The sequence below is a fragment of the Paracoccus suum genome, assembly GCF_003324675.1.
Lineage (GTDB): Bacteria > Pseudomonadota > Alphaproteobacteria > Rhodobacterales > Rhodobacteraceae > Paracoccus > Paracoccus suum.
In genome coordinates this window covers 174,297-194,758 of the sequence record NZ_CP030918.1, presented here as the reverse complement: position 1 = coordinate 194,758, position 20,462 = coordinate 174,297, and the positions used below count along the sequence as shown (strand labels likewise).

The window sequence follows — 20,462 nt, the reverse complement described above, 5'->3', positions numbered from 1 at the left end:
AACCAGAAAGGCTGCGCCGACTTGTCCTTTGCGACCGTCGCGGTCCCATCCATCCATCCGTGCCGGACCATCAAAGATGAAATGCTTCCGCTCGATTCTGCATGCCGGCCTGATGGCGGGTGGGCTTACCGTGGCACCGCTGTCCGTCTTCGCGCAGGAGGGGGGGCCTCCCGGCGCGCCGCCGCCGCCCCCGGTCACGGTGGTCACCGTGCAGCCCGAGGATGTGACGCTGACCGCGATGCTGCCCGGCCGGGCCCTGCCCTCGGCCGAGGCCGAGCTGCGCCCGCAGGTCAGCGGCATCATTACCGAGCGGTTGTTCGACGAGGGCCGCGCGGTCAAGAAGGACCAACCCCTCTACCGCATCGATCCGCGCAGCTACCAGGCCGCCGTCGCGCAGGCCGAGGCGGTGCTGTCGCAAGCCACCGCCACCGCCGACGCGGCGCGCCGCGATGCCGAGCGGGTCGGCACCCTGCGGGACCGCCGAGTCGCCAGCGAGCAGACCCAGGACACCGCGATCGCGACCCGCGATGCCGCCGAGGCTGCGGTCGATGCCGCCCGCGCAGGGCTGGACGGCGCGCGGCTGGACCTCGAGCGGACGACCATCACCGCGCCGCTGGACGGGGTGATCGGCCTCGCGCTCGCCTCGCAGGGGCAACTGGTCACGGCCAGCCAGACCAGCCCGCTGGCCGTGATCCGCCGGATCGATCCGATCCAGGTTGATGTGACCCAATCCGCGGCCGAGATCGTCCGGTGGCAGCGTCAGGGCGGTGCCGCCTCGCTGCCGGCCGGCGCCGACCAGACGGTCCGGCTGCATCTGGCCGATGGCACGGTCTACGACCACACCGGCTCGCTGACGGGGGCCGAGCCGCATGTCGACGAGACCACCGGCGTCGTGACCCTGCGGATGGAGTTCGAGAACCCGGACCGTCTGTTACTGCCGGGCATGTATGTGCTGGCCGAGATTCCGCAGGCAAAGCTTTCGGGTGTCGTCCTCGCCCCGCAGGAGGGCGTGACGCGCGACCGCCGCGGCCGCCCGATTGCCTATGTGATCGGGGCCGACAACAAGGTCGAGGAACGCCAACTCGATATCGTTCAGGACCGCGGGAATAGCTGGGTGGTGCGCGAGGGCCTCGCCGTCGGTGACCGGCTGGTGGTCGCGGGCTTCCAGTCCATCCAGCCTGGCATCGTGGTGAGCCCGGAGGAACGCGGCGCCGCGCCGCCGGAGGGCGGCGCACCGGGCCAACCGGGTGCGGGGGCTGGGGGCGGCGCCGCCGCCGGATCGGCCGCGACGGGCGATGCAGCAACCGGCGCCGAGCCGGCCAACGCTGGCGCGGATACACCAGCCCGCAGGGAGGGTGCGACTGGCGCAGCGGCCGAGCCGAGCACGGGGGTTGCGGGTCCCACAGGCAAGGCCGCTGCTGACCAAGCAAAGCCCGAGACAACAACTGCACCTGCCGCGGAGCCGGCCAATACAGACACCTCGGCGCCGACAGATACAGCCGCCCCGGAAACCGACTCTCCCGCAGAGAAGCCGGCAACGACGGCGGCACCGGGCGCAGAGCCAAACGCCGCGCCCGCAGATACCCCCGCGGCGGATGCCGCTGCCCCCGATGCGAAACCCGCGCCGGATGCAGGGCCCCCAGCGACCCCAACCGAAAGCCAGGCCGGCGGCAACTAGGCCGTACCCCGGAACGCCAGCGAAAGCACAGTCATGGCCCGATTTTTCATTGATCGACCGGTTTTCGCTTGGGTCATCTCGATCATCATCATGGGCATCGGCATCCTGTCGATCCTGACGCTGCCGGTCGCCCAATATCCGCAGATCGCGCCGCCTTCGGTGTCGATCCGCGCCGTCTATCCGGGCGCCTCGGCGGATACTGTGTCGAACACCGTCACGCAGGTTATCGAGCAGCAGATGACCGGCCTCGACGGGCTGCGCTACATGTCGTCCAGTTCGACCTCGGCCGGCACGTCCTCCACCACGCTGACCTTCGAAACAGGGACCGACGTCGACATCGCGCAGGTGCAGGTCCAGAACAAGCTGTCGCAGGCGACGGCGCTTTTGCCCGGTCCGGTGCAGCGCCAGGGGCTGACCGTGGAAAAGGCCGCCTCGGGCTTTTTGATGGTCATCGGCCTGATCGGTGACGAGAATTACGACGGCACCGACCTGTCCGACTACATGGTCACGAACCTCGTCGAGGATCTGTCGCGGGTCGAGGGCATCGGCAGCGTGCAAGTGTTCGGCGCGCAATACGCCATGCGCATCTGGCTCGATCCGTCGCGACTGGCCGGCTACGAGATGACGCCGGCCGACGTGGTCGCCGCAGTCTCGGCCCAGAACACGCAGATCTCGGCCGGCGAGTTCGGGGGCCTGCCGACCGTCGCGGGCCAGCAGTTGAACGCCACGGTCACCGCGCAGACCCTGCTGTCCACCCCAGAGGAATTCCGCAAAATCGTCCTGCGCGCCGAGGAAAACGGCGGCCTCGTGCTGTTGCAAGACGTCGCGCGGGTCGAGATCGGCTCGGAAACCTACAGCGCCGAGGCGACCTACAACGGCCGCCCCGCCACCGGCATGGCGCTGAGCCTCGCGCCAGGGGCAAACGCGCTGGACACGGCCAAGCGCGTCAAGGAGCGGATGGCCGAACTCTCGCAGTTCTTCCCCGCGGGCGTGGAATACGTGATCCCCTTCGACACTTCGCCATTCGTGCAGATCTCTATCGAGGAGGTGGTCAAGACGCTGGTCGAGGCGGTTGCCTTGGTCTTTGTGGTGATGTTCGTCTTTCTGCAGAACTGGCGCGCGACGCTGATCCCGACTCTGGCGGTGCCGATCGTTTTGCTCGGTACCTTCGGAATCATGGCGGCTTTCGGGTTTACCATCAACACGCTGACCATGCTGGCCATGGTGCTGGCGATTGGCCTGCTGGTCGACGACGCCATCGTCGTGGTCGAGAACGTCGAGCGGATCATGGAGGAGGAGGGCCTGTCCCCACGCGATGCCACGCGCAAGTCCATGGACCAGATCACGGGGGCGCTGATCGGCATCGCCCTCGTGCTGTCTGCCGTCTTCGTGCCGATGGCTTTCTTTGGCGGCTCGACCGGTGTCATCTATCAGCAGTTCGCCATCACCATCGTCTCGGCCATGGGCCTTTCGGTGGTCGTCGCGCTGACACTGACACCGGCGCTCTGTGCCTCGCTGCTGCGAAACACCCACGGCCACAAGACGCGCGGCCTATTTGGCCTTTTCAACCGCGGCTTCGACCGGACAAGCAATGGCTATACCGGCGCGGTCGGCTGGATCGTGCGCCGACCGCTGCGGGTGCTGCTGGTCTATGCGTCGCTGGGTGCGGCGATGGTGTTCCTTTTCCTGCGCACCCCCGACGGTTTCCTGCCGGACGAGGACCAAGGCATCATGTTCGTGCTGATCCAAGGCCCGACCGGCGCCACGACCGAGCGCACGCAGGCGGTGCTGGACCAGGTCGAGCAATATTTCATCAACCAGGAGGGCGCCTCGGTCGACTCCATGTTCGGGGTTGCCGGGTTCAGCTTTGCGGGCCAAGGGCAGAACGTCGGCATGGCCTTCGTGCGGCTGAAGGACTGGAACGAGCGCCTCGATCCCTCGCAATCGGTCAACGCGATTGCCGGACGGGCCTATGGCGCGCTTAGCCAGATTCGTGATGCGATGGTGTTTCCGATCGTGCCGCCGTCGGTGATCGAGCTTGGCAACGTCTCGGGCTTTGACTTCTACCTGCAGGCCCGCGGCGGGCAGAGCCACGAGCAGTTGCTCGAGGCGCGCAACCAGATGCTAGGCATGGCCTCGCAAAGCAAGGTCATCACCCAGACCCGCCCCTCGGGGCTGGAGGATGCGGCCCAGTACCGGCTGAACATCGACTGGCAACGCGCCGGCGCGATGGGCGTCTCGGCCAATGAGGTCGCCAACCTGCTGCAGGTCGCCTGGACCGGCTCCTACGTGAATGACTTCATCGACCGCGGCCGGATCAAGAAGGTCTATGTCCAGGGCGAGGCCGACAGCCGCGCCGTTCCCACGGACATCGACAAGTGGCGGGTGCGCAACTCGAGCGGCGGGCTGGTCCCGTTCTCGAACTTCGCGACGGGCGAATGGACGTTCGGCCCGCAGGGTCTGACCCGCTACAACGGCGTGCCCGCCATGCAGATGCAGGGCAGCCCGATGCCCGGTGTCAGCACCGGCGCGGCAATGGAGGAAATCGAACACCTCGCCACGCAACTGCCGACCGGGTTCAACGTGGCCTGGACCGGCCTGTCGCTCGAGGAACGAGAGTCCGGAAGTCAGACCACGCTGCTCTATGCGCTGTCGCTGGCCGCCGTATTCCTGTGCCTCGCTGCGCTTTACGAAAGCTGGTCCATCCCGATGGCGGTCATCCTTGTCATGCCGATCGGCGTGCTGGGCGCCCTCCTGGGGGCATGGGTCGGGAAGTTCGACAACGGCGTGTTCTTTCAGGTCGGCCTGCTGACCGTCATCGGTCTGACCGGCAAGAACGCGATCCTGATCGTGGAGTTTGCGCGCGAGCAGTCGCAGGCGGGCGTTCCCCTCTACCGCGCTGTGACCGAGGCCGCCCGGCAGCGCTTTCGGCCCATCATCATGACCTCGATCGCGTTCTCGCTGGGCGTGCTGCCACTGGCCCTGTCGTCAGGCGCGGGCGCCAGCGGCCGCAACGCCATCGGCGCAACGGTCCTCGGCGGCACCTTGGCCGCCACGGCGCTGGGCGTGCTGTTCGCGCCGCTGTTCTACGTGCTGATGCGCCGGCTGCTGGGACGCGGGGACCAGTCTGAAGATACGCCAGCGGCAGTGGCAGAGGCGCCAGTGCGCCCGTGAGCAGCGGCCTACTTTAAGGTCGGCGCAGACGTGGCGTCGTGCCCAGCCCGCCCAAGAACGCCGGGCCCCAGGTCAGAACCGCCTATGTCGTCTTGATGCACGCGCTGAAGTGGTCCTTGCCGACCGGGACCAGCGGGGGAATTAGCTGGGCACAGGCCTCGCTCGCCAGCGGGCATCGCGTGCGGAACACGCAACCTGATGGCGGGTTGATCGGGCTGGGAATGTCCCCTTGCAGGATCACGCGCTGACGTTTGGCCCCCGGCTTTGGCAGGGGCACGGCGGATAGCAGCGCCTTGGTGTAGGGGTGATTGGGTCGGGCATACAGATCCTCGGCCGAGGCGATCTCCATGATCCGGCCGAGGTACATGACGATCACTCGGTCGCAGATATGTTCGACCACCGCGAGGTCATGGGCGATGAACAGCATCGTCAGGCCGAAATCGCGCCGCAGATCGTCCAGCAGGTTGATGACCTGCGCCTGGATCGACACGTCCAGCGCGCTGACCGGCTCATCGGCAACGATGAATTCGGGCTCGACAGCGAGGGCCCGGGCGATGCCAATCCTCTGGCGCTGACCGCCGCTGAATTCGTGCGGAAAGCGGTCGAGGTAGTCGGCCGGCAGGCCAACCCGCTCCAGCAGCGCCGCCGCGCGATCAGGCCGGTCGGCGGCCGTGCCGATACCATGAAGCGACAGGGCATGCTGCAGAACGGTGCCAATCCGCTCGCGCGGGTTCAGGCTGGCATAAGGGTCCTGAAAGACGATCTGCATCCGCTTTCGGAACCGGCGCAACCGGTCCTTGGGCAGGGCCGTGACGTCGGTGCCATCGAACGACACCTTGCCGGCCGTCGCATTTTCCAGGCGCAACAGCAGCCGGCCGACGGTGGTCTTGCCGGATCCGCTCTCGCCGACCAGCCCGACGACTTCGCCGCGGCGGATGTTGAAGCTGATCTCCTGCACCGCCTTCACATGGTTCACGACCCTGTTCAGCACGCCCCCGCGGATGGGGAAGTGCTTGGTCAGACCCTCGACCTGCAGCAAATCCGCGTTCATGCCGTCAGCCTTTCGCCGAGATTCAGTTCGCGCCAACGGATGCACCGCACACTGCGGTCGGGGCCGGCTGCTTCAAGCGGCGGGCGCGTTTCGCGGCAACGATCCTGGACAAAGGGGCAGCGGGTCGAGAAACGGCAACCCTTGGGCAGGCGCGTCATCGCCGGCACCTGTCCGGGGATGGCGTCCAGCCGCTTGCCGCGCGAGGCGCCGAGGTGCGGGATCGAGCGCATCAGTCCCGCGGTATAAGGCATCAATGGCTGCGAAAAGAGGTCGCCCACCGGCGCACTTTCGACGACTTCGCTGGCATACATGACGATCACCCGGTCGGCCATTTCCGCCACCACGCCAAGATCATGGGTGATGAACACGATGGCCATGCCAAGGCGCTGCTGCAGCTCGCGCATCAGCTCAAGGATCTGCGCCTGGATCGTCACGTCCAGCGCGGTGGTCGGCTCGTCCGCGATCAGCAGTGCGGGCTGGCAGGCCAGTGCCATGGCGATCATGGCTCGCTGGCGCATGCCGCCTGACATCTCGTGCGGATAGTTGTCGGCGCGGCGGCGCGGCTCGGGGATACCGACCAGCGCCAGCATCTCGACCGCGCGCTCGTGAGCGGCGCGGGCGGACAGTCGCTCATGGCGGATCACGACCTCGGCGATCTGGCGGCCGATTGTGTGGACCGGGTTCAGGCTGGTCATCGGCTCCTGAAAGATCATTCCGATATCGCGCCCGCGCACCGCCCGCATCTCGGCCTCGGGCAGGGTGGTCAGTTCGCGTCCGCGCAGGCGGACCGAACCCCGCGTGATGCGTCCCACCTTGCTGGGCAGCAGGCGGATGATCGACAGCGACGTCACCGATTTTCCAGAGCCGCTTTCACCCACGATGGCGACGGTCTCGCCCGCATTCACGGTAAAGCTGATGCCGTCCGCGGCCGTGACCGACAGGTTGCCCGACAACTGGAACTGGGTCTGCAGGTCGGTGACCTCCAGCAGATGCGTATCGGTCATTGCGAACCTCCGTGCAGGGTGCGGGGGGAAACGAAGCGTCCAGTGCCCGCCGGGCCGGTATGCGCGCCGTCCCAGGCAGAGCGTCCCGCGACCAGCGTGCGCGTGAGCCGCCCGCGTAGGCGCGCGCCATGCGACAGCCGGGCGATAGCGCGAGCGGCTGTCTGGAGGCCTGCCTCCGTGACGTGTGTCTCGGCCCCGAGGTCGGCGAGGATCAGATCGGCGGCAGCGCCGACGGCGATCTTGCCCTTGTCCGCGAGGCCAAAGCGGCGCGCGCCCGCGCCCGACAGGCGGTCCATCATGCTGGCGAGGTCCATGCGGCCGCCCGCGACTGCGTCCAGCATCGACGGCAGCATCGTATCGAGGCCGGGGTGGCCGGGTGGCGCGGTGAGGAAGTTACCCTCCACCGCGCCCTTTTCCGCCGGCGCGAAGGCGGCATGGTCGGAAGCCACATGGCCGAGCGTTCCGTCCGCTACCGCCGCCCAAAGCGCCTCGCGGTCGGCGGCAGTGCGCACCGGCGGGTTGATCTTGGCGCAGACGCCGATCCGTTCGATGTCCTCGATCGTGTGGAGCAGGTAGTGCGGACAGGTCTCGGCCGAAAAATCGGAACTGCCGGCAAAGCGGCGCAGCATGTCGACCGCCGCGGCCGAGGTCACATGCGCGATGTGAAGCCGCGCGCCGGCGGCGATGTTCAGCGTCAGAAGCTGCGCCAGCGCGAGAACTTCGGCCAGAGCTGGGCGGCCGGCCTCATGTGTAGTGGCCCGCGCGGCGTCCAGTGATGCGGCATTCGCTGCGGCCCGGGCCAGCAACTCCGGATGTTCGGCATGGACGACCACAGGTAGGCCCACGCGCGCGGCCAGTTGCAGCACGCGCAGCTGGTCGGCGGCGTCGGGCCATGACAGCCCCGCGAACTCCGCCTCGCGACCGGGAGGTGCGGGAGTGGTAAAGATTTTCAACCCGATCGCGCCGGCCTCGGCCAAGGCCTCGAAGGCGGCCTCGGTCAGGGTCGCCGGGGCGGCATAGAGCGCGAAATCCACATGCGCGCTCGGGGCGAAATGATCGCGCCGCAGCCGCAGCCGCTCCGGGCTGTTGCAGCAGGGGTCGGTGATCGGCATTTCGAACACTGTCGTTATGCCGCCCGCGGCGGCCGCCGCGGTCTCGCTGGCGACGCTGCCGCGCTGGGGGTAGGCGGGCGAGCGGATATGGCAATGAATGTCGATGACGCCGGGCAGGACATGCAGCCCGGCGGCATCGATCACCTCGGCGGCCGGCACCGCCTCTTCCGGCCCGGCCAGACCTGCGACGCGGCCATCCCGCACAAGTACGGTGACAGGCCGCAGCCCTTCTGGCGTCAGCACCGTGCCGCCGTTGATGGCCAGATCAACGCTCATTTCAGCCCCAATTCGGTCAGGGCCCGCGCTACCCCGTCAAGATGGGTCAGCCGCATCGAACTGTAGTTCGGCGACAGTACAACGCCGTGTCCGCCCGCCCGATAAGTCGCCATGACCGAGCGATAGGCGATGTCGGCGGTCATCTTCGCCGTGTCAGGGCGCGAGCGGGGCGCGTCGACGCCAATGCCCATATACACGTCCGCCTTGCCCTCGACCCCGCGCAGCGCGTCGGCGCATTGGCCATAGACATAGGTATCGGGGTCCATGCCGGCGCTGACAATGGCGTCCCACGGCGCCTCGTCGAACCCGAGGATGTGGAACAGCGCCGCCTGCGCCTCTGCCGGGGCAAAGTCGCGCAGGACGGTCTTGCGGAAGAAACCCAGTTCTTTCGCCCAGACTTCGCCCGCCTGATGCTGATAGGTGATCGGTTTGACGAAATCGGCATAGCGCGTTTGTTCAGCCCAAGGCCACTGCGCGCGGCGCAAAATATTGAAATGGTTACGATTCCAGATGTTCAGCCCGAACGGCAGCGTCGGCTTGCACCATTTCACCAGGCCGTACAATTCGCGGTCCAGATCCTTGTTGCGCTCAAGCCAGAACTTTTCCCAGATCAGCGCCTCGGGGTTTTCCAGAAGCACGCGCAGGAAGGCAATCAGGTTGCCATCGGCAAAGGACTTGCCGGCCGCCGCTTCCTGGCAGAAATCATAGAGGCGCAACAGCGCCTGCCGGCAGGCCTCGACATTCACGCCCCGGCTTTCGGCTTCGGCGCGCGCAGGGGCCGAAAAATCCCCGGGGCAGCCGCCCTGGATCAGCGTGTCCAGCGGGCTGTTGCGCTCGTTGCACCACATGAACCCGTCGAGATCATGGTTGCGCACCTGGTCTTCGATCATCGAATGGATCCAGGTCCGATAGCCGGGGTTCGACGTCGAGGGCTCGCCGCCCAGACGGCCAAAGAGGTCGACTTCCATCGCCTGCGGCAGTGTCGGGATCTCGACCGCCGCGGCCGAGCCGTGGCCCGCGTATTTGAAGAACGGCTCCATCAACTCGACGTAAACCTTCATCCCGCGCGCATGGGCGGCGGGAATGACCATCTTCAGCACGTCCTTGCCCGTGAATTCAGGGTCGCGCGAGCGGTAGTCGGCCATGAAGGTGTCGCGGTAATAGCGCGGGTCGGGATCAAAGTAGGCCCCGCCGCGCATCTGGTAGGGCTCGGGCACGCCGTGATCGGGCCAGCCGTCCAATTCGTGGCTGATCGAGCGGCCAGACTTCAGGCCAAGCCAGGACACCGTGCCCAGCATCAGAACATTGGCCCCAACCCGGTCCTGCAGGGTGTCCAAGACCGCGTCGACACCTTCGTCGACAAAGCTGATCGGACTGATCTGCACGCCGACGAATTTTTTCGCCGGATCGGGCCGCGAGCCTTCGGTATTGTGCATGTCGGTCATGCGGCGTCCTTTCGCTCGGCGACGAAGCGCTGAATGCGCCCCATCGCCTCCTGAATGACGGGCAGCGGCTGGACGTAGCCGACGCGGATATAATCGCGGCTGTCGTCGCCGAACATCGTGCCGGGGAAGACCATCACGCCGGTCTCGCGCAGCAGCGCCTCGCAGAACTGCGGGGCTTCCATCCCTGTGCCTGCGATGTTGACGTAGAAGTAGAAAGCCCCGCCCGGGTGGCCATAGGTGAAACCGGCCTCGGTCAGCGCGGTCATCAGCCAGTCGCGGCGCTCGCGGTACTCAGCCAACATCGCCTCGATCGGCTCCTGCGGGCCGGTCAGGGCCGCGAGCGCGGCGTGCTGGCTGATGGTGCAGGTGTTGATCGACAGCGTGTGGCGGGTCTCGACCAGCCGCTCCAGGAAGTCGGCAGGCGCAGCGACATAGCCGACGCGCCATCCGGTCATCGCGTAGGTCTTGGAGAAACCGTTGAGCGTGATCGTCCGCTCCCGCATGCCGGGCAGCGTCGCTATCGAGAGATGCTCGTTCGGGGCATAGATCATGCGTGCATAAATCTCGTCCGCGACGATCAGGATGTCATGCCGGATCGCGATCTCCGCGATGCGGCGGATCGCGTCGGGCGGCGTCACGGCGCCGGTCGGGTTGTTGGGGGTGACCAGTACGAACATCCGCGTGCGCGGCGTGATGCGGGCTTCGATCTCGTCCGGGTCGAGGGCGAAGTCGTCCTTCTCGTACGTCGGCACCGGCACCGGCACCCCGCCGCAGAGGTGAACGGCAGTGTCATAGGTGGTGAAGCGTGGCGACGTGATCAGCACCTCGTCGCCCTGCCGCACGAGCGCCAGCATCAGCAGCATGATGGATTCCTGCACGCCCGCGGTCACCACGATCTCGTCAGCGTCGTAGTCGAGCCCGTATTGTGCCGCCAGGTCGGCCGCGATGGCCTTGCGGAGCGCGGGAAGGCCGGTCGGACCCGTATAGTGATGCTCGTTCGCGTCGATCGCGGCCTTTGCAGCCTCGGCGATATGCGCCGGCGTGTGAAAATCGGGATCGCCCCTTCCCATGGCGATGACATCGGTCATCCCGGCCGCGATACCCAGCATCTTTGTGCGAAAGCTGCCGTCCTCCTCGACGATGCGGGGGGCGAGGCCGTCCAGCAGGCGGCTCATCCGTGCATCCTCCGCCCGGCGACATAGGTTCGGCGCACGCGCTCCAGCGCGAACAGATCTTCGGCGGGGTTACCATCGACCACGATCAGGTCGGCGGCCTTGCCGGCCTCCAGCGTGCCGATCTCGTCCTCCATGCTCACGATGCGGGCAGCGCGCGAAGTGATCGAGGCGAGCGCATCGAGGTTGTCGCGGCAGACGCCGACGCTGACCATGAAAGCGAGTTCCGGTGCTACGACGTCATGTTCGACGGCAGGCGAGCCGGCGTCGGTGCCAAAGACGATGGGCACCCCTGCCTCGGCTGCGCGCTTGAGCCCGGCATACCGCTTGGGATCGGCGATGGCTTTCTGACGCTCTTCGATCTTCCAGTCGGGGATACCGAACTTGCGAGCAATCTCGGGCTGGCTCTGCTGGACCAGGGGCGCGAAGGTGGTGACGATAGGCAGCTTCTTCGCCAGCAGCAGCTGGATCGTCTCCTCCGACATTGACCCGCCATGCTCGATGCAATCGACGCCGAACTCGGCCACGCGGGCGATGCAGGCATCATAGGTCGCATGCGCCGTCACCGGCAGCTTGTTGCGGTGCGCTTCGTCGATGACGGCCGCCAGTTCTTCGTCGGTGAACTCCAGCGTGTCGTGGCAGGCCATGATCTTGATCAGGTCTGCGCCGCCCTTGACCTGCTCGCGCACTGCGCGGCGCATCTCGTCCGCGCCTGTTGCCTCGCGGCAAACCCAGTAGGTGTGGCCGCCCGTCTGGATGATCGCGTTGCCGCAGACCTTGACCCGCGGGCCGGGAAAGATGCCCTGCTCGACCGCCTGTTTGGAGTAGAGATTCAGCCCGTGAAAGCCGAGATCGCGAACCAGAGTTATACCGGCACGCAGCGATTTCAGCATGTTGCCGGCGGCCTTGAAGACCGAGATCGGGACCGGGTCGTCCATTGACTGCCGCGCAAGATCGTGGATGCCGTCCCAGCTGAGATGGGCGTGGCTATTGATCAGGCCGGGCATGATGGTGCCGCCGGTTTCCGTGACCTCACCTGCCGGCATCTCGGTCCGCGGCCCGACCGCGACAATGCGCCCGTCCGCAATCTGGACAAAACCGTTCTCGATCGGCTCGCCCGCCATGGGCAGGATGCGGCCGGCGAGGATCGCCTCCTCCTGCGGCAGGTCGAACATCGGCTTGGTGATCTTCTGGTATCGCCAGGCTGCGGGTTCGGGCATGTCGGTCCTCCTCAGACGGGGATGATGCGGATGTCGGATGGCGTGCGGGTCTGGAACCGGCTGGCGATTTCGACGCCATCGGGTGCGATGATGAAGGTTTCGATGCTGCGCCAGCCGTCGTGGCCGGGGCGGTAGACGCCGGGCTCGCAAGAAAAGACCATGCCGGGCGCGGCGGGGGTCCGATCGCCGGGTGCCAGCCAAGGCGCCTCGTGGCCCTCGACGCCCATGCCGTGGCCGATGCGGTGTCGGATGGCCTCGCCAAGGCCTGCGGCGCGGATCGGCTCCAGGGCAGCGGTATTCACGCCAGCGCAGTCGAGGCCCCGGCAGAGCGCCTCGGCACAGGCGGCGTTGGCGCTGTCCATCGCGGCCATGATGCGGCGATGTTCGGGCGAGGGCTGCCCCATGACAAAGGTCGCGCCGCTTTCGGCGTGATAGCCGCCCACCGCGCAGCCTATGCCGGCGATCACCGGCTCGCCCGGCGAGGGTGTACGCGGCAGGACCGCCCCGTGCGGCAGCGCGGCCCGCGGGCCCGAATGGACCGAGGCCGTGATCCCCAACTTCGTGCCCTGAAACGCTGCGCCATGCGTAGTCATCAGCGCAGCCTCGGCATGCGAGGTCGCGTCGGCCATCAGGTCCAGTTCCGTCCCACCTTGCGCCACGATGTCGCCGCCGGCGGTCAGCAGGCGGTCGAGGACCATGTCGGCGAACCGCGCGGCCTCGCGGATCAGGGCAAGCTCCTCCGGGTGCTTGACCGCGCGCTCGGGCGTGGCGTGATCGGTCAGGTCGATCCGCGCCACGTCCTGTGCCGGGGCCAGCAGGCGCGCGTCCAGCCGTTCCACGCCGATCCGCTGCGCCCGCGCTTCGGCGATCATCCATAGGACCGGGGGCGTCTCGCCGGGGTATTCGTCGTAGCTGCGCAGGCCGACGCCCGGCACATCGGCTGCGTTCTCAACCTCCAGCGAGGGCACCATCAGGACTGCGTCGCCCTCCACTGGCAGCCATAGTCCCAGCGGGCGCTCGTTGGCCGAAAAAGCCCAGCCTGTCGCCCAGACCACATTGCCCGGCGCCAGCAGCAGCAACCCGTCGAGGCCCGCAGCCTCGGCCCGGGCACGCAGCCGATCGCGCAGCATGGCGTGGAAGGCGGCAGGCAGGGGTGTCACAGGACCGCCTCCGTGTATGGGCCGACCAGTTCGAGTTTCGCCGACAGGCCCAGTTCATCACCCAGCGCCTGAAGGTCGGCTAGCACCTCATCGTCGATGGGCACGCCCGCCCGCGATTTGCGCTCGACCCGGCGGGCCTCCTGCTCGCCGGGCAGCAGGATCTCGGTAAATCCGGGGCGCAGGGCGCGCGACTTCACCATCCGGGCGAAGTCGTCCATCCGGCGGCGAAACTCCTCCAGTGGCATGAACCATTCGATGTCGATGGCGGTCAGAGTGTGACTGACGTCCAACTTGCCTTGATCCGCATAGGGCGTCAGGCCATAGCCCCCGCCGCCGAGAACGCCGGTCATCACGTCGGTCATGAAGGCCAGGCCGTAGCCCTTGTAGGTGCCGATCCCCAGCAGGGCGCCGGCCATGGCAGCATTGGGATCGTCGGTCTCGGCGCCCTCCGGGGTCAGCGCCCAGTCGAGCGGCATGGGCCGCCCCTCGCGCGCGTGCCACTGCATCATCCCCTTACCGGCAGTCGTCAGCGCGATGTCGAGGACGGCTGGAAAGCCGAGGCCGGTAGGCGCCGCGATGCCCCACGGATTGGTGCCGACCGCGCCTTCGCGCGCGCCCCACGGCGCCATCTCGGGCCCGGCGTTGGTAAAACTGATGCCGATGCAGCCGGCCTCTGCGGCGGCGCAGGCATGGACCGCGCTGCTGCCATAGTGTGTCGAGTTGCGGACCACCACTTGGCCGATGCCGCAGGTCTTGGCCTTTTCGGCCGCCAGTCGCATCGCCTTGGCCGCAGCGACCGTGCCGATACCGTTATGCGCATCGACCAGGGCAAGCGCCGGGCTTTCCTTGATGATCTCCCACGGCGCGGCAGGGTCTACCAGCCCCTCGGCAATCCGCTCCTGATAGCGGCGCAGGCGGCGGACTCCCTGGCCGTGCCCGGGGTGGAACCGCAGTTCTGAAAAGATCAGCGCGTCGGCGAAGATGTCGGCGTCCCCGGCGCTGAGGCCGAGGGCCCGGAACCCTTCCGCCATGAAGCGCGCCAGACTTGCGCGGGTCACATTGGTCATCGCGATGGGCATGATCACGCCTCCAGCTTCAGAAGGTCGGCGAGGTTCGCTGCCGGCTCGGCAAACGTGCCCATCTCGCCCGCCGGCGCGGTCATCAGGATGGCGATACCGGGGCCAAAGCCAGCGCGCGGGCCATCGGTGGCGCAAACCACCCCGATGGTGCAGGCGCCGCGCAAATAGCCGTGGTTGTAGCGGCTGTCGGTGTCTTCGATCGCCACGATGTCGCCGAGCCGCATTTGGTCCAGGCCGAGGCTGGCCAGCAGCGCCCGATCCGTCGATTGCATATGCAGGCTGCCCCCATCCGAGGTCAGACCCAGGCCGGCACCTGCGAGATGCGCGGGGATGCGCGCGACGACGCCGAATTCGACCCGTTTGCCATCAGTGCGCGAGGGCAGGGCGGCCAGCAGCTCGGGGGCGATTCCCTTCATCATGACGCCGGGATGGTCCGTCAGCTCCATTCCGATCCCTTCGGACCGGATGACGATCTGATCGCCCACGGCCATCGCCTTGCGGGCCTCGCGCGGGAAGTGGACGATCACCTGTTCGGAAAAGCGGCCCGACTTGCCAGTCACGACGCCTTTTGCGCCGGCTGCCGGGCCGGTCATGACCTTGGCACGATTACCGACACAGGCATAAACGTTCAGGCCGCGGTTACGCGTATCCTCGGGCTGGCGCAGCGAGATGCCAGGATGCACGCAGTCGGCTGCCCAGCCGAATGCCCGGTCGCCGACGCTGACATTATAGACGATGCCGCCATAGGCCGGCAGCAGGAAGGGTCGGCCATCGGCGGCGAGGCGGTAGGGCTCTGCCGGCAGGCCTGGAAAGCCGGGATGGGCAATATGGCCCGCGACCGAGACGGCGACCAGGTTGGCCGCATTGGTGGCGAGGCTGCTGGAAGCGGTCATGTCACAGGCTCCGGATGTTCAGGGTGCGGGCAATGTTGGCGCCGGGCTCGACGCTGAAGCCGAGCTTGTCGGCCGGACCGGTGATCAGCGTCAGAATTCCGGGGCCGTGCCCCGTCATGATCGAATCGCCGTGGATGCAGATGCAGATCGCGACCCAGTCAGGCCGAAAGGACCGGCCAAAGCGATGGTCCACGTCGCGAATCGCGATCAGATCGCCAAGGCGCATAGTATCGATGCCCAGTTCGGTCATCAGCGCCCGGTCGCCGGACATGAGGTCCTGATCGACATATTCCGAGTTCAGCTCGGCCCCCGAGCCCATGATTCGCGCCGGCAACTCCATGGCGACGGGGCAGATGACCTGCCCGTTTTCCTGCCTGATGCCGTAGGCCTCGGCCAAGGCGGGCGATGTCTTCTTGAACTCGATCTCGGGGTAGTCGGTCAGGCTTAGGCCCCGGCCGACCGCGCGAATCTGGACCGTGTCGCCGACGGTCATGTCCTCGAGAATCTCGGGCGCAAAATCGACGAGCAAACGGCCATGCTCACCGGTCACCACGCCCGTCGCGCCCCGCGCGAGGCCGGTGGTCACCGTGGCCTCGTTGCCGATGCAGGTGAGGTAGTGCAGCGCGAAGTCGGCGGCCTCAGTAGCATTCGCGATAGAGACGCCGGGCTCGACGTGATCGCCGGCCCAGCCAAAGGCGCGATCGCCGACGCGGGCGTTGTAGGCGATGCCAAACATGCCCGGCAGCACGGCCGCCCGCCCGTCTGGCCAATGCACATGCGCACCCCCTTGCCGGACTGATGGCTGGCTGACCTGTCCGGTCACGGCCATCTCCACCAGCTGTGGGGTGTTCCACTGAAGAAGCTCGACCAATCCGTCCTCCCTTTCGCGGCGACGATGCTTGACACCGGTTGCGGAGCTGACGATAGTCGGATCGTCTAATGTCGACAACATACAAAATACATCGTCGACGACTGCTGAGTGAAAGGCCTGGAACTCGTGTCATACGCCGCGCTGCTAAATCGCATGGGCCAGGTCAACGACCTGCTGAACGCTAAATCGGTCCTCTCTTGGGATGCTCGGGTGATGATGCCGCGCGGCGGCGCGGAGACGCGGGCAAAGCAGGTTGCGACGCTTTCGGTGCTGGCTCGCGACACGCTGGTGGCGGACGAAACCCGGCGCCTGCTCGACGCGGCCCAGGCCGAAATCCAGAGCAAGGATGCCGATTCGGTCGAGGCGACGGTCTGCGCCCAGGTTCGCGAGGCACTGGACTATCACGACCGCATTCCGGCCGAGCTGATTCGCCGCCGCACCGAAATGGGTTCGATCGGCCAGGAAATCTGGGCCGAGGCGCGAGCCAAGGACGATTTCGCGATGTTCGCGCCGTTGCTGGCCGACACGGTCGCCCTCAATCGCGAGATGGCCGAGCATATCGGTTACGCCGAGCACCCCTACGACGCGCTGATGTATCGCTTTGAGCCCGGCGAGACGGTCGCCTCGTTGCAGCCTCTGTTCGGCCGACTGCGTGAGGCGCTGCGCCCGCTGCTGCAGACCGTCATGTCCCGCACTGCCCCGGATGTAGAGTTCCTGCGCCGCCCCTTTCCGGTTGACGAGCAACTGGCCTTTGGCCGGACCATGGCCCAGCGGCTCGGCTACGACCTCGACCGGGGCCGGTTGGACACCACCGTCCACCCCTTCGAGGTATCGTTCACGCGCAACGACGTCCGCATCACCAGCCGCACCAATGAAAACTGGATGCCGATGTGCCTGTTCGGCTGCCTGCACGAGGCGGGGCACGCCCTCTACGAACAGAACTGCGACCCGGCCTTTACACGCACGCCGCTCGCGACCGATCTGGTCGGCCTCTATGCCGTGGCGGGGGTCAGCTTTGGCGCGCATGAAAGCCAGTCGCGCTTGTTCGAGAACCACGTCGGCCGTTCCCGCGCGTTCTGGGAGGCCAATTTCGGCACCGCCCGCGACGCCTTCCCCGAACAGCTGGCCGACGTTGATGCCGAGGCATTCTGGCGGGGCGTGAACCGTGTCGCCCCCGGCCTGATCCGGGTCGAGGCGGACGAGCTTAGCTATGATTTCCACATCATGCTGCGCGTCGATATTGAGGCCGGCCTCATCGATGGCAGCCTGAAGGTCGAAGACCTTCCCGAAATCTGGAACGCCCGCATCCGCCAGGATCTGGGGCTCGAGGTGCCGAACAACCGCATGGGCGTGCTGCAGGATGTGCACTGGTCGTCCGGCCAGATCGGCACCTTCTGCAACTACACCATTGGCAACGTCATGGCCGGCCAGCTTTACGAGGCCGCGACCAAGGATGCCGATGTGGCGGCCGGCGTTGCTGCGGCGGACTATGGCCCCTTGCTGGGCTGGATGGTCAAAAACGTACACCAGCACGGTCGTCGCTACGAGCGCAACGAGCTGTTGCGGCGGGCCACGGGCCGAACCCTCGATCCAGAGCCCTACATCGCCCAGCTGACCCAGAAATACAGCGAAATCTACGGGATTTGATCATGACGGAACCGACCAGCCGCCTGGCCACGCGCGTAAAGCTGAAGGATGCCCATCTGGTCACGCAGATGGCCAATATCGCCGAAAGCCTGCCGGATGTGATCCGGCTCGGGCGGGGCGATCCGGACCTCGACACGCCCGAGCATATCATTCGCGCGGGGCAGGAGGCGCTGGCGAATGGCGCCACGCACTACACCCACCCGTTCGGGATCCTGCCGCTGCGCGAGGCAATCGCGGACGACATCCGTGCGCGCGGCGGCGCCGACTATCAGCCTGACCAGATCATCATAACCCCGGGCGGCCAGCAGGCGATGTTCGTCCTCGCGCTGGGCCTGTTGAATCCCGGCGACGAGATCCTGGTCCCGTGCCCGGGCTACAATCCCTATCACCAGGCCGCCGAACTGGCAGAGGCTGAGGTCGTGAACATCCGCACGACCATGGAAACGAACTTCACCATCACGGCCGAGATGGTGCGCGCGCACATCACCCCGCGCTCGAAAATCCTGGTACTGATCAATCCCAACAACCCGACGGGCACCGTCACTCCCCCAGACGAGGTCGCGCGCATCGCCGAGGTAGCGCGCGAGCACGACTTGCTGGTCATCTCGGACGAGATCTATGCGCAGTTGACGTTCGGCAATCACCGCGCCCAGCCGGTCGCGGCGCTGCCCGGCATGGCCGAGCGCACCTTTACGCTGTCGGGCTTTTCCAAGGCCTACGCGATGACCGGCTGGCGAATCGGCTATATAGCGGGCCCCCCAGAGCTGATGCCGGCGCTGGCCGAGATCAACCACGCGCTCGCCATCTCGACGGCCGCTGTCAGCCAGCACGCGGCTCTGGCGGCGCTGACCGGGCCCCAGGATTGCGTGGCCGAAATGCGCGCGATCTACGAGGAGCGGCGGCGCGCGCTTTGCGCCGGGCTCGACAGCCTCGGCATCCCCTACGCCGAGCCGCAGGGGGCGTTCTACGTCTACGCCAATGTGTCCGTGACCGGCGTGCCGGCCGGCGTCTTTTGCGAGCGGCTTCTGCGCGAGGGACGGGTGCTGATGTATCCGGGCACGATCTACGGCGATCACACCGATGATTTTGTGCGCATGTCACTGACCCAGAGCGTGCCGCGCATCAACGAGGCCATCGAGCGCATGCGCGCCGTGGTCGATGCCATCCGATCCGAAACCCGCGCCGCCTGAGAGAGGTCCACGCCGATGAAATCCGATAATCCGAACGTCAAGGGCATCAAGCACATGGCCTTTGCCGTGCGTGACGCCGATACGGCGCTGGCTGCCTACGCCCGCTTCCTGCACGTGCCGGCTGATACCGAGATCACCGTGTTCCCGAAATCCCAGAACCGGGTCGCGCTGTTCTACCTGGGCGGCATCGAATACCAGCTGTGCCAGTCGATGGTTCCCGATGGCCGCTTTGCCAAGTGGATCGACGAACGCGGCGGCGAGGGTCTCCACCACATCTGCTACGAGGTCGATGACATCGACGCGGCGCTGGCCCATGCCGAGGCGCAGGGCGCCAGCCTGCGTATCTGCCAGGCTTGCCAGAAATACGGCAGCCATCCCCACCCCGAGGGATGGGTCGCGTTCCTCGACAACGACGCCGGCGGCATCGAGATCGAGTTCATGCAGGTCTACACGCCCGAGCAACTGGAACAGTACCAGGTCCAGGGGGTCTGACGTCATGAGCAAAGGCAAAACCGTCACCGTCGGCACCGCCACCGCTGCCCCCGGCACCGTGGTCCGGGGCGCCATTCCCGTCACCCGCCTCGCGGGCGGCACCTCGCTGGAGATCCCGGTCGTCATCGTCAATGGTGCTGACGAGGGTCCCTGTTTCTGGGTCAACGGCGCAATCCACGGCGACGAGCCCGAAGGGCCGCTGGCCTGCCAGATCGCGCTGCGCGAGGTCGACCCGGCGAAGCTGAAAGGCACGCTGGTGCTGGTGCCGGTGGTGAACGTTCCGGCGTTCGAGGCGGCGCAGCGCGGAAACCCGGCCGACACCTTCAGCTATGACATGAACCGCATCTATCCGGGCAAGCCCGGCGGCTACCTGTCCGAGCGCGTGGCGGCGGCGCATGCCGAGGCGATGGGCCCGGTCGCGGATTTCGAGATCTCGATCCACTCGGGCGGGGCGCATTCCTTCCTCGACAAGTCGATCTTCACCGACGAGTCCCCGGCGGGGGTCGAGCTTGCGACTGCGATGGGGCCGGGCTGGGGCTGCATCATGTCGAACTTCAACCCGTCGGGCAGCCCGATGGCCCACCTGAAGTCGCTGGGCAAGGTCGGGATCACGGTCGAACTCGGCGGTCGTTCGGCGACCTCGCCGGAGGGTTTCGCGAAGGTCGGCCGCGATCTCGCGGACTCGATCCTGAACATCCTGCGTCACTACAAGATGTATCCGGGCGAGGCGAGCTACCCCAGCCCGCGTTACAAGGGCATCCAGGAGGCGCTGCTCGCCCCAGCCTCGGGCATTTTCATCCCAGAGCCAGGCGTGAAATTCCTGACGATGATGACCAAGGGCCAGCGCATCGCCCGCATCGTCGACATCTTCGGCGATGAACAGAGCGAGATCGTGGCGCCCGCCGACGGGATGTTCTTTGGCCTGCGCGCGCTGCCCAATGTGACGACGGGTGACTGGTGCTGTTTCTTCTGCAAAGTCGAAGGCACCCGTGACTGAC

At 66.8% G+C, this 20,462-nt stretch carries 16 protein-coding genes; 6 read left to right on the top strand and 10 right to left on the bottom strand.

The genetic code is table 11. The annotated features are described in order from the left end of the window. Positions 1-76: 76 nt before the first annotated feature. Positions 77-1,678, top strand: coding sequence for an efflux RND transporter periplasmic adaptor subunit (locus tag DRW48_RS00880; RefSeq protein ID WP_241963321.1), 1,602 nt, complete (start codon positions 77-79; stop codon positions 1,676-1,678). A gap of 33 nt (positions 1,679-1,711) precedes the next feature. Then, complete coding sequence (locus DRW48_RS00875; RefSeq protein ID WP_114074764.1) at positions 1,712-4,852, top strand: efflux RND transporter permease subunit; 3,141 nt, start codon at positions 1,712-1,714, stop codon at positions 4,850-4,852. 82 nt (positions 4,853-4,934) lie between these two features. On the opposite strand, the gene DRW48_RS00870 is transcribed toward DRW48_RS00875, so the two are convergent. The 10 genes from DRW48_RS00870 to DRW48_RS00825 are packed head-to-tail and all read right to left on the bottom strand — an operon-like array spanning position 4,935 to position 16,135. After that, complete coding sequence (locus DRW48_RS00870) at positions 4,935-5,903, bottom strand: ABC transporter ATP-binding protein (RefSeq protein WP_114074763.1); 969 nt, start codon at positions 5,901-5,903, stop codon at positions 4,935-4,937. After that, on the bottom strand, positions 5,900-6,907 hold the full coding sequence (locus DRW48_RS00865; protein ID WP_114074762.1) for an ABC transporter ATP-binding protein: 1,008 nt from the start codon (positions 6,905-6,907) through the stop codon (positions 5,900-5,902). The genes DRW48_RS00870 and DRW48_RS00865 overlap by 4 nt, the downstream gene beginning before the upstream one ends. After that, positions 6,904-8,295 (bottom strand): dihydroorotase, encoded by a 1,392-nt coding sequence (locus DRW48_RS00860; RefSeq protein ID WP_114074761.1) that lies wholly within the window; start codon positions 8,293-8,295, stop codon positions 6,904-6,906. Before DRW48_RS00860 ends, DRW48_RS00865 begins: the two co-directional genes overlap by 4 nt. Next, complete coding sequence (locus tag DRW48_RS00855; RefSeq protein WP_241963320.1) at positions 8,292-9,740, bottom strand: alpha-amylase family protein; 1,449 nt, start codon at positions 9,738-9,740, stop codon at positions 8,292-8,294. Before DRW48_RS00855 ends, DRW48_RS00860 begins: the two co-directional genes overlap by 4 nt. Continuing rightward, positions 9,737-10,915: a pyridoxal phosphate-dependent aminotransferase gene (locus DRW48_RS00850; protein WP_114074760.1), complete on the bottom strand. Its 1,179-nt coding sequence runs from the start codon at positions 10,913-10,915 to the stop codon at positions 9,737-9,739. Before DRW48_RS00850 ends, DRW48_RS00855 begins: the two co-directional genes overlap by 4 nt. After that, a complete protein-coding gene (locus tag DRW48_RS00845; RefSeq protein ID WP_114074759.1) occupies positions 10,912-12,132 on the bottom strand; it encodes an amidohydrolase family protein in 1,221 nt (406 codons plus the stop codon). The genes DRW48_RS00850 and DRW48_RS00845 overlap by 4 nt, the downstream gene beginning before the upstream one ends. 11 nt (positions 12,133-12,143) lie before the next feature. Next, positions 12,144-13,292: a M24 family metallopeptidase gene (locus DRW48_RS00840; RefSeq protein WP_241963319.1), complete on the bottom strand. Its 1,149-nt coding sequence runs from the start codon at positions 13,290-13,292 to the stop codon at positions 12,144-12,146. Beyond that, positions 13,289-14,371, bottom strand: coding sequence for an Ldh family oxidoreductase (locus tag DRW48_RS00835; protein WP_114074757.1), 1,083 nt, complete (start codon positions 14,369-14,371; stop codon positions 13,289-13,291). The genes DRW48_RS00840 and DRW48_RS00835 overlap by 4 nt, the downstream gene beginning before the upstream one ends. 2 nt (positions 14,372-14,373) lie before the next feature. Continuing rightward, positions 14,374-15,264 carry a DUF4438 family protein gene (locus DRW48_RS00830; protein ID WP_114074756.1) on the bottom strand — a complete coding sequence of 297 codons (891 nt, stop codon included), beginning with the start codon at positions 15,262-15,264 and terminating at the stop codon, positions 14,374-14,376. Between the two features lies 1 nt (position 15,265). Beyond that, positions 15,266-16,135, bottom strand: a complete 870-nt coding sequence (locus DRW48_RS00825) for a DUF4438 domain-containing protein (protein ID WP_241963318.1) — start codon at positions 16,133-16,135, stop codon at positions 15,266-15,268. A 108-nt stretch (positions 16,136-16,243) separates the two neighbouring features. Between DRW48_RS00825 and DRW48_RS00820 the strand changes: the two genes are divergently transcribed. Genes DRW48_RS00820 through DRW48_RS00805 form a run of 4 tightly spaced genes read left to right on the top strand, consistent with a single transcriptional unit; the run spans position 16,244 to position 20,461 of the window. After that, the gene (locus DRW48_RS00820) at positions 16,244-17,782 is read left to right on the top strand and encodes a carboxypeptidase M32 (RefSeq protein WP_241963317.1); all 1,539 of its coding nucleotides are present in this window, start codon (positions 16,244-16,246) and stop codon (positions 17,780-17,782) included. A gap of 2 nt (positions 17,783-17,784) precedes the next feature. Next, positions 17,785-18,972: a pyridoxal phosphate-dependent aminotransferase gene (locus tag DRW48_RS00815; RefSeq protein WP_114074753.1), complete on the top strand. Its 1,188-nt coding sequence runs from the start codon at positions 17,785-17,787 to the stop codon at positions 18,970-18,972. A 15-nt stretch (positions 18,973-18,987) separates the two neighbouring features. Then, the gene (locus DRW48_RS00810; protein ID WP_114074752.1) at positions 18,988-19,464 is read left to right on the top strand and encodes a VOC family protein; all 477 of its coding nucleotides are present in this window, start codon (positions 18,988-18,990) and stop codon (positions 19,462-19,464) included. 4 nt (positions 19,465-19,468) lie between these two features. After that, positions 19,469-20,461 (top strand): succinylglutamate desuccinylase/aspartoacylase family protein, encoded by a 993-nt coding sequence (locus DRW48_RS00805; protein WP_114074751.1) that lies wholly within the window; start codon positions 19,469-19,471, stop codon positions 20,459-20,461. The last annotated feature ends 1 nt before the right edge of the window (position 20,462 follow it).